The following is a 7,430-nucleotide window of genomic DNA, read 5'->3' on the forward strand; positions in this document are numbered from 1 at the left end:
CCCGCGGGTAGTGGACGCCGCCCGCCAGCCCGTCCGCCAGGTGCGGCTCGTAGCCGCGCAGGTCCCCGGCCGCGACGACGGTGTGCTCGACGCCCTGCCGGGCCGCCAGCTCGGCGAGCCGCTCGTGCGCCTCGCCGGTCTCGGCGACGACGAGGCCGCCCTTGGGCTCGTACTCGAAGCCGCCGGCGGCCTCGGCGAGCGAGCGCCACAGCCGGCTGGACATCAGCGCGAGCTCCAGCTCGGGTCCGGGCTCCTTGTCGGAGACGAGGACGTTCCCCTCGCCCGCGCCGGTGGTGCCGCCCGCCACCGGGCCGCGGTCGACCACCGTCACGTCGAGACCGGCGCGCGCCGCGTAGTAGGCGCACGCCGCGCCGACGATCCCGGCGCCCACGACGATCACATCGGGCATCCACACCTCCGACCAGTAATATGTCACATATTTCATCCGTTGAGAAGAGCGTTGCCGGTGGCCGGACCGGCGGTGGCGGCCCTTACCATCGATGACGTGAAGCTACCCACGGACCACCCCAACGCCCTCGTCCGGCGCCTGTTCTCCTTCTGGGCGCCGACCGCCGAGTCGCTGCGCGGCTGGGCGCTGGCGGCCGTGGCGGTCAACGCGGGCATCACGGTGTCGGGGGCGGCGGTGCGCGTCACCGGCTCCGGCCTCGGCTGCCCGACGTGGCCGAGGTGCACCCCCGACAGCTTCGTGCCGGTCCCGCATCCCGAGGTCTCGATGGCCAACATGCTCGTCGAGTTCGGCAACCGGCTGGTGACGTTCCTCGTGCTGGCCGTCGGGTTCGCCTGCGTGGTCTCGGCGATGCGGCTGGCGCCGCGCCGCCGCTCGCTGCTCCTGCTGGCCTGGCTGCAGCCGGCGGGCATCGTCGCGCAGGCGCTGTGGGGCGGCCTGGTGGTCGCCAGCATGCTCAACCCGTTCACGGTGAGCGTGCACTTCCTCATCTCGATCGGGCTGATCGCCGCGTGCTGGACGCTCTACCAGCGCTCGGGCGAGGGTGACGGGCCCGCGCGGCGGGTGGTCCACCGCGACGTCCGCCGCCTCGGCCGCGTCGTGCTCGCGGCGGTGCTCGCGCTGCTCGCGGCCGGGGTCGTGGTGACCGGCACCGGACCGCACTCGGGCGACGAGCTGGCCTCGCGCTTCGACCTCGACATCGAGACGGTGGCCCGGCTGCACGCCGACGTCGCCTACCTCGTGGTCGGGCTGACGTTCGCGCTGGCGTTCGCGCTGCACGTGACCGACTCGCCGCGGCGCGCCCGCCGGGCCGCGCTGGCGTTGCTCGGGATCGAGCTGGCCCAGGGCGTGATCGGCTACGTCCAGTACTTCCTGGCCGTCCCTGCGTTCCTGGTGGGGCTGCACGTGCTGGGCGCGACGCTGGTCTGGATCGCCGCGCTGCGGGCCGTCACCGCGCTGCGCACCCGCGGGCCGCTGGATGCCCGGGTCGCCCCCTCCCCCACCGAGGCGGCCGCCACGGCCTGACCGTTCGTGTCACGGTATGGGGAGAAACGTCCGCCACTCCCCCACCGCTGAGAAGTGCCGTTTGCGGAGGTTCGTCCGCCCGAGACGTCGCTCAGGACGATCTTGGCGCGGGCCCGGCAGGGCCGGCCATCGGGGCCGGGAGCTGCGCCCGCGCGGTTCTCATGCACTCCAGCAGCGCCCGCTGCTCCTCGTGGAAGGCCCGCTCGTCCACCATGTGCCGGGCGGCCCGCTCGTGCAGCAGCCCCAGCTCGGTGGCCGCCAGCTGGTAGTCGCTCATGGCCCGCAGCCCGCGCTTGCCGCCGTGCATCCTGGCCCACTGCCGGGCCGCCCTGCGGCGGGGCAGCGCCGACAGCATGTGGATGTCGGCGGCGTCGACCAGCCTGGTCGGCTCGTACGGGGGCAGGTAGCGCTGCAGGAGCGCGACGATGCGGCGCCGGTCGGCGACGACCACCACGATCAGCGCGACGAGCACGGCCATCAGCGTCAGGTAGGCCACCACCAGGCCGCGGAAGCCCCCGTAGGACACCAGGCCGTTCCAGAGGCCGTGCAGCACCATCGCGCCGACCCAGCCCAGCATCACGGAGAAGACCCGCTCGGGCCCGTGCCGCTGGGCGGCGTAGGCGACCGCGACGCCGATCATCGAGGTGAACAGCGGGTGCGCGAACGGCGACAGGAAGCCGCGCAGCACCACCGTGACCGCCAGCCCCACCCCGCCGTGCTCGGAGTTGAGCGCGGCGATGTAGTAGCTGACGTTCTCGCTCATCGCGAACCCGAGGCCGACCATGCTGGCGTAGATGATGCCGTCGGTCGGGCCGTCGAGCTCGGTCCGGCGGAAGCGGAGCAGCCCGAGCAGGACCAGGCCCTTCATCGTCTCCTCGACCACGGGCGCGCCGAAGGTCGCGGCGATGCTGCGCGCGCTGGCCTCCGACAGGTTGGCCGTGTCGATGATGTAGTGCAGGTTGAGCGAGTTGACGACGCCCGCGACGAGGACGGCGACGCCCGCGCCCCAGGCGAAGGCGAAGACCAGGTTGCTGCGCGGCTCGGGCTCCATGCGGTCGAGCGCCAGCACCGCGGCGAGCAGCAGCGGCACCGGCGCCAGCGCCAGCACGAGCGCGATGAAGAACTGCACGGGCGCGCCGTTGAGCACGTCGAACGAGAAGGACACGAGCGCGCAGATGCCGGTGAGGACCAGCCCGATGATCAACGCGAACGACGGGCGGTCCTTCAACACCCAGCGTGGATCACGGGACGCCATACGGTGACTGTAACGGATCAAAATGGTGGAGTCCCAACGCGCCGGAGCCGCCCGCGGCGAACCCCCCGAGAGCTCCCGGCGCCGCCGGTCAGGCCAGCAGCGGGTCGATGGCGACCGCGAGGAACAGCAGCGCCAGGTAGGCGTTGGACCAGTGGAAGAAGCGCATCGGGCGCAGGTCGACGCCGGTCTTGCCGGAGTTGAGGCGGGCCAGCAGGCGGTGCACCTCCCACAGGCAGAACGCGCCCAGGACCGCCGCCACGACCGGGTAGAACAGCGTCGTGCCCGCCACCGGCCACAGCGCCAGCGAGCACAGCACCGTGGCCCAGGTGTAGGCGATCGACTCCAGGATGACCCGGCGCTCGGTGGCCACCACCGGCAGCATCGGCACCTTGGCCGCCGCGTAGTCCTCCTTGTAGCGCATGGCCAGCGTCCAGGTGTGCGGCGGCGTCCAGAAGAACACCACGCCGAACAGGACCAGCGGCGCCCAGTCGAGCCGCTCGGTGATGCCCGCCCAGCCGATCAGCACCGGCATGCAGCCCGCGATGCCGCCCCACACGATGTTCTGGGCGGTGCGGCGCTTGAGGATCATCGAGTAGACGAGGACGTAGAACAGGATCGCCCCGGTCGACAGCACGGCGGCGAGCCAGTTGGCGGTCAGCCAGAGCCCCAGGGTCGACAGGACGCCGAGCACGATGCCGAAGACGAGGGCGCCGCGCGGCGAGACCTGGTGGCGGGCCAGCGGGCGCCGCCTGGTGCGGCGCATCTTCTGGTCGATGTCACGGTCGACGTAGCAGTTGAGCGCGTTGGCGCTGCCGGCCGACAGGGTGCCGAACACCATGACCGAGACGGAGGTCCACAGCGGCGGCAGGCCGCCCGCGGCCAGGAACATCACCGGCAGGGTGGTGATGAGCAGCAGCTCGATGATCCGCGGCTTGGTGAGCGCGATGTAGGCCTTGACGACCGTGCCGATCGAGCGGCCGGTCGTGCGCGGCGCCTCGGCCGCGGTGGCGGGGGCCGTCGCCTGCCTGTTCGTCAGCACCGTCAAGGCGCTTCCAGCACGTGCGGAGTCAACGCGTAACCTCTGAATAGAGCGGATCCGTGGTGGGCGCCGTGGCTGCCCTGCGAACAACCAAACTGTAGTCGCAGGGCTGCGCGGTCCGGCCAATGGGGGGTTTGGGCCATGCCCCCGCACACGTGGGAGGAGCGGGAATCCATGGCCTGCGCCACTCGGTTAAGGTCCGGTGTGGGCGGGCTACGCCAGCCGGCACCGTCAATCACAACTAGATTCCGGAGATCGAGCACTTGAGCACCGAACTCGTGCCAGCCCTCGAGTGGACCGGCCTCGACGAGAAGGCCGTCGACGTCGTTCGAGCCCTGGCGATGGACGCAGTGGAGAAAGCGGGCTCTGGCCATCCCGGCACGGCGATGAGCCTGGCCCCCGCCGCATACCTGCTGTTTCAGCGTACGATGCGCCACGACCCGACGGATCCGACCTGGATAGGTCGTGACCGTTTCGTGCTGTCGTGCGGGCATTCCAGCCTGACGCTGTACATCCAGCTGTTTCTGTCCGGCTACGGCCTCGACCTGAACGACCTCAGACGCCTGCGCCAGTGGGACAGCCTCACCCCCGGCCACCCCGAGCACGGTCACACGGCCGGAGTCGAGACCACCACGGGCCCGCTCGGCCAGGGCCTGGGCAACGCGGTCGGGATGGCCATGGCCGCCCGCCGCGAGCGGGGCCTGTTCGACCCCGACTCCGCGCCCGGCGCCTCCCCCTTCGACCACCACATCTGGTGCCTGGTCAGCGACGGCGACATCGAGGAGGGCATCAGCCACGAGGTCAGCGCGCTCGCCGGCCACCAGAAGCTGGGCAACCTCACCGTCGTCTACGACGACAACCACATCTCCATCGAGGACGACACGCTGATCGCCAAGTCCGAGGACGTGGTCAAGCGCTACGAGGCCTACGGCTGGCACACCGTCAGCGTCGACTGGACCGAGACAGGCGACTACGTCGAGGACGTGCGGGCCCTTCACGCCGCCCTCGAGGCGTCCCGGGCCGAGACCGACAGGCCGACGTTCATCCGCCTGCGCACGATCATCGGCTGGCCCGCGCCCAACAAGCAGAACACCGGCAAGATCCACGGCTCGGCCCTCGGCGCCGAGGAGGTCGCGGCCACCAAGCGCGTCCTCGGCATGGACCCCGACAGGACCTTCGACGTGCCCGCCGAGGTGCTCGACCACACCCGCCAGGTCATCGTGCGCGCCCACGAGGCGCGCGCCGAGTGGGAGAAGTCCTACGCCGCCTGGCGCCAGGCCAACCCCGAGCGCGCGGCCGAGCTCGACCGCATCTCCCGCCGCGAGCTGCCTCCGGGCTGGGCCTCGGCGCTGCCGTCGTTCGAGCCGGGCGCCTCGGTCTCCACCCGGAAGGCGTCCGGCGAGGTGCTCAGCGCGCTCGCGCCGGTGCTGCCCGAGCTGTGGGGCGGCTCGGCCGACCTGGCCGAGTCCAACAACACCACGATGAAGGGCGAGCCGTCGTTCATCCCGGAGGAATACCAGACCAAGGAGTTCCCCGGTAACCGCTACGGCCGCACCCTCCACTTCGGCATCCGCGAGCACGGCATGGGCGCGATACTCAACGGCATCGCGCTGCACGGCGGCACCAGGCCCTACGGCGGCACGTTCCTGGTCTTCTCCGACTACATGCGCCCGGCCGTGCGGCTCGCGGCGCTGATGAAGCTGCCGGTGACGTACGTGTGGACGCACGACTCCATCGGCCTCGGCGAGGACGGCCCGACGCACCAGCCGATCGAGCACCTGTGGGCGCTGCGCGCGATCCCCGGCCTCGACGTGGTACGCCCAGGAGACGCCAACGAGACGGCCCACGCCTGGAAGGCGGTGCTGGAGCACACCGACAGGCCCGCCGCGCTCGCCCTGACCCGGCAGAACCTGCCGGTGTTCGAGGGCACCAGCGCCGAGGGCGTGGCCCGCGGCGGCTACGTGCTGCGCGAGTCGTCCGACGGCCCGCCCCAGGTCATCCTCATCGCCACGGGCAGCGAGGTGGAGATCGCCGTGAACGCCCGCGAGCTGCTGGAAGGCCAGGGCATCACGACGCGGGTCGTGTCGATGCCGTGTGTCGAGTGGTTCACCGGGCAGGACACCGCGTACAGGCAGACGGTCCTGCCGTCGGCGGTCAAGGCGCGCGTCGCGGTCGAGGCGGGCGTGTCGTTCGGCTGGTGCCAGTTCGTCGGCGAGGCCGGCGAGGTGGTCGGTCTCGAACACTTCGGCGCCTCGGCGCCGTACAAGACGTTGTACGAGCAGTTCGGGCTGACCGCCGAGCGCGTGGCCGCCGCGGCCAAGGCCAGCCTGGCCAAGCTGGGTCACGACAAGGGCGAGACGACGGGAAACTGAAGATGAGTGAGATCCTCAACAAGCTGTCCGCGCAGGGCGTGGCCATCTGGCTCGACGACATCAGCCGCGAGCGGCTGCGCACCGGCAACCTGCAGCGGCTGATCCAGGAGAAGAACGTGGTCGGGGTCACGTCCAACCCGACGATCTTCGCCGGGGCGCTGAGCAAGGGCGACGCCTACGACGCACAGCTGCACGACCTGGCCGTGCGCGGCGTGGACGTGGGCGAGGCGGTGCGGGCGATCACCACCTACGACATCCGGTGGGCGGCCGACGTGCTGCGCCCGGTCTTCGAGGCGACCGGCGGCGTGGACGGCCGGGTCTCGCTGGAGGTGGACCCGCGGCTGGCCCGCGAGAGCGACAAGACCATCGCCGAGGCGCGGGCGCTGTGGTGGCTGGTCGACCGGCCCAACCTGTTCATCAAGATCCCGGCGACCCTGGAGGGGCTGCCCGCGATCACGCAGGCCATCAGCGAGGGCATCAGCGTCAACGTCACGCTGATCTTCTCGCTGGAACGCTACCGCCAGGTCATGGACGCCTGGATCGCGGGTCTCGAGGCCGCGCAGGCCAAGGGCTTCGACCTGGCCACGATCGAGTCGGTGGCGTCGTTCTTCGTCAGCCGCGTCGACACCGAGATCGACAAGCGTCTCGACCGGCTCGGCCGTCCGGAGCTCAAGGGCAAGGCGGGCATCGCCAACGCGCGCCTGGCGTACGCGGCGTTCGAGGACGTGATGAACTCCGAGCGCTGGCAGCGGCTGCGCGCCGCGGGGGCCCGCCCGCAGCGGCCGCTGTGGGCCTCGACGGGCGTGAAGAACCCCGAATACTCCGACACGATGTACGTCGACCAGCTGGTCGCCCCGGGCACCGTCAACACGATGCCCGAGAAGACGCTCGACGCGGTCGCCGACCACGGCCGGATCGACGGCGACACCGTCCGTCCCTACTACGAGGACTCCTGGAACACCATGGCCGCCCTCAAGGAGGCCGGGGTCGACTACGACGACGTGGTGCGGGTGCTCGAGGACGAGGGCGTGGAGAAGTTCGAGGCCTCCTGGAACGAGCTGCTGGAGAGCGTCAGCAAGAATCTGGTCCCTTGATGGAGGTCAACCATCGCGAGGAGGGGGTGGCCGTGGCCGCCTCCCCTCGCGGCGCACGTGCGGGAGGCTTGACATGACGGATCCGGCAGCGCCCGCCCCCGGCGAGGCGGCCGACACGGGGAGCGCGGCCGTCGTGGCCACCTCCGCCGCGGGCACGGCGACCACGGCGGAGGCCGCG

6 protein-coding genes are annotated in these 7,430 nt (G+C 71.4%); 3 read left to right on the forward strand and 3 right to left on the reverse strand.

Annotated features, from left to right (window positions below; genetic code table 11):
* On the reverse strand, positions 1-445 hold a 445-nt coding region (locus tag DQW85_RS31080; protein WP_162795516.1), incomplete at its 3' end, for an FAD-dependent oxidoreductase.
* A gap of 60 nt (positions 446-505) precedes the next feature.
* Between DQW85_RS31080 and DQW85_RS31085 the strand changes: the two genes are divergently transcribed.
* Positions 506-1,492, forward strand: coding sequence for a COX15/CtaA family protein (locus DQW85_RS31085; protein ID WP_113703370.1), 987 nt, complete (start codon positions 506-508; stop codon positions 1,490-1,492).
* Positions 1,493-1,583: 91 nt separating this feature from the next.
* Here DQW85_RS31085 and DQW85_RS31090 read toward each other — a convergent pair whose 3' ends face one another.
* Together DQW85_RS31090 and DQW85_RS31095 are read right to left on the reverse strand one after the other, a co-directional pair.
* On the reverse strand, positions 1,584-2,747 hold the full coding sequence (locus tag DQW85_RS31090) for a PrsW family intramembrane metalloprotease (protein WP_113703366.1): 1,164 nt from the start codon (positions 2,745-2,747) through the stop codon (positions 1,584-1,586).
* Between the two features lie 88 nt (positions 2,748-2,835).
* Positions 2,836-3,792 (reverse strand): heme o synthase, encoded by a 957-nt coding sequence (locus DQW85_RS31095; protein ID WP_113703367.1) that lies wholly within the window; start codon positions 3,790-3,792, stop codon positions 2,836-2,838.
* 335 nt (positions 3,793-4,127) lie between these two features.
* Here DQW85_RS31095 and tkt point away from each other — a divergent pair, with 335 nt between their 5' ends.
* Both tkt and tal read left to right on the forward strand, forming a co-directional pair.
* A complete protein-coding gene (tkt, locus tag DQW85_RS31100; RefSeq protein ID WP_240197533.1) occupies positions 4,128-6,158 on the forward strand; it encodes a transketolase in 2,031 nt (676 codons plus the stop codon).
* A 2-nt stretch (positions 6,159-6,160) separates the two neighbouring features.
* Positions 6,161-7,252 carry a transaldolase gene (gene tal / locus DQW85_RS31105; protein ID WP_113703369.1) on the forward strand — a complete coding sequence of 364 codons (1,092 nt, stop codon included), beginning with the start codon at positions 6,161-6,163 and terminating at the stop codon, positions 7,250-7,252.
* Positions 7,253-7,430 lie beyond the last annotated feature (178 nt).

Source organism: Nonomuraea lactucae (assembly GCF_003313395.1).
Taxonomy (GTDB): Bacteria; Actinomycetota; Actinomycetes; order Streptosporangiales; family Streptosporangiaceae; genus Nonomuraea; species Nonomuraea lactucae.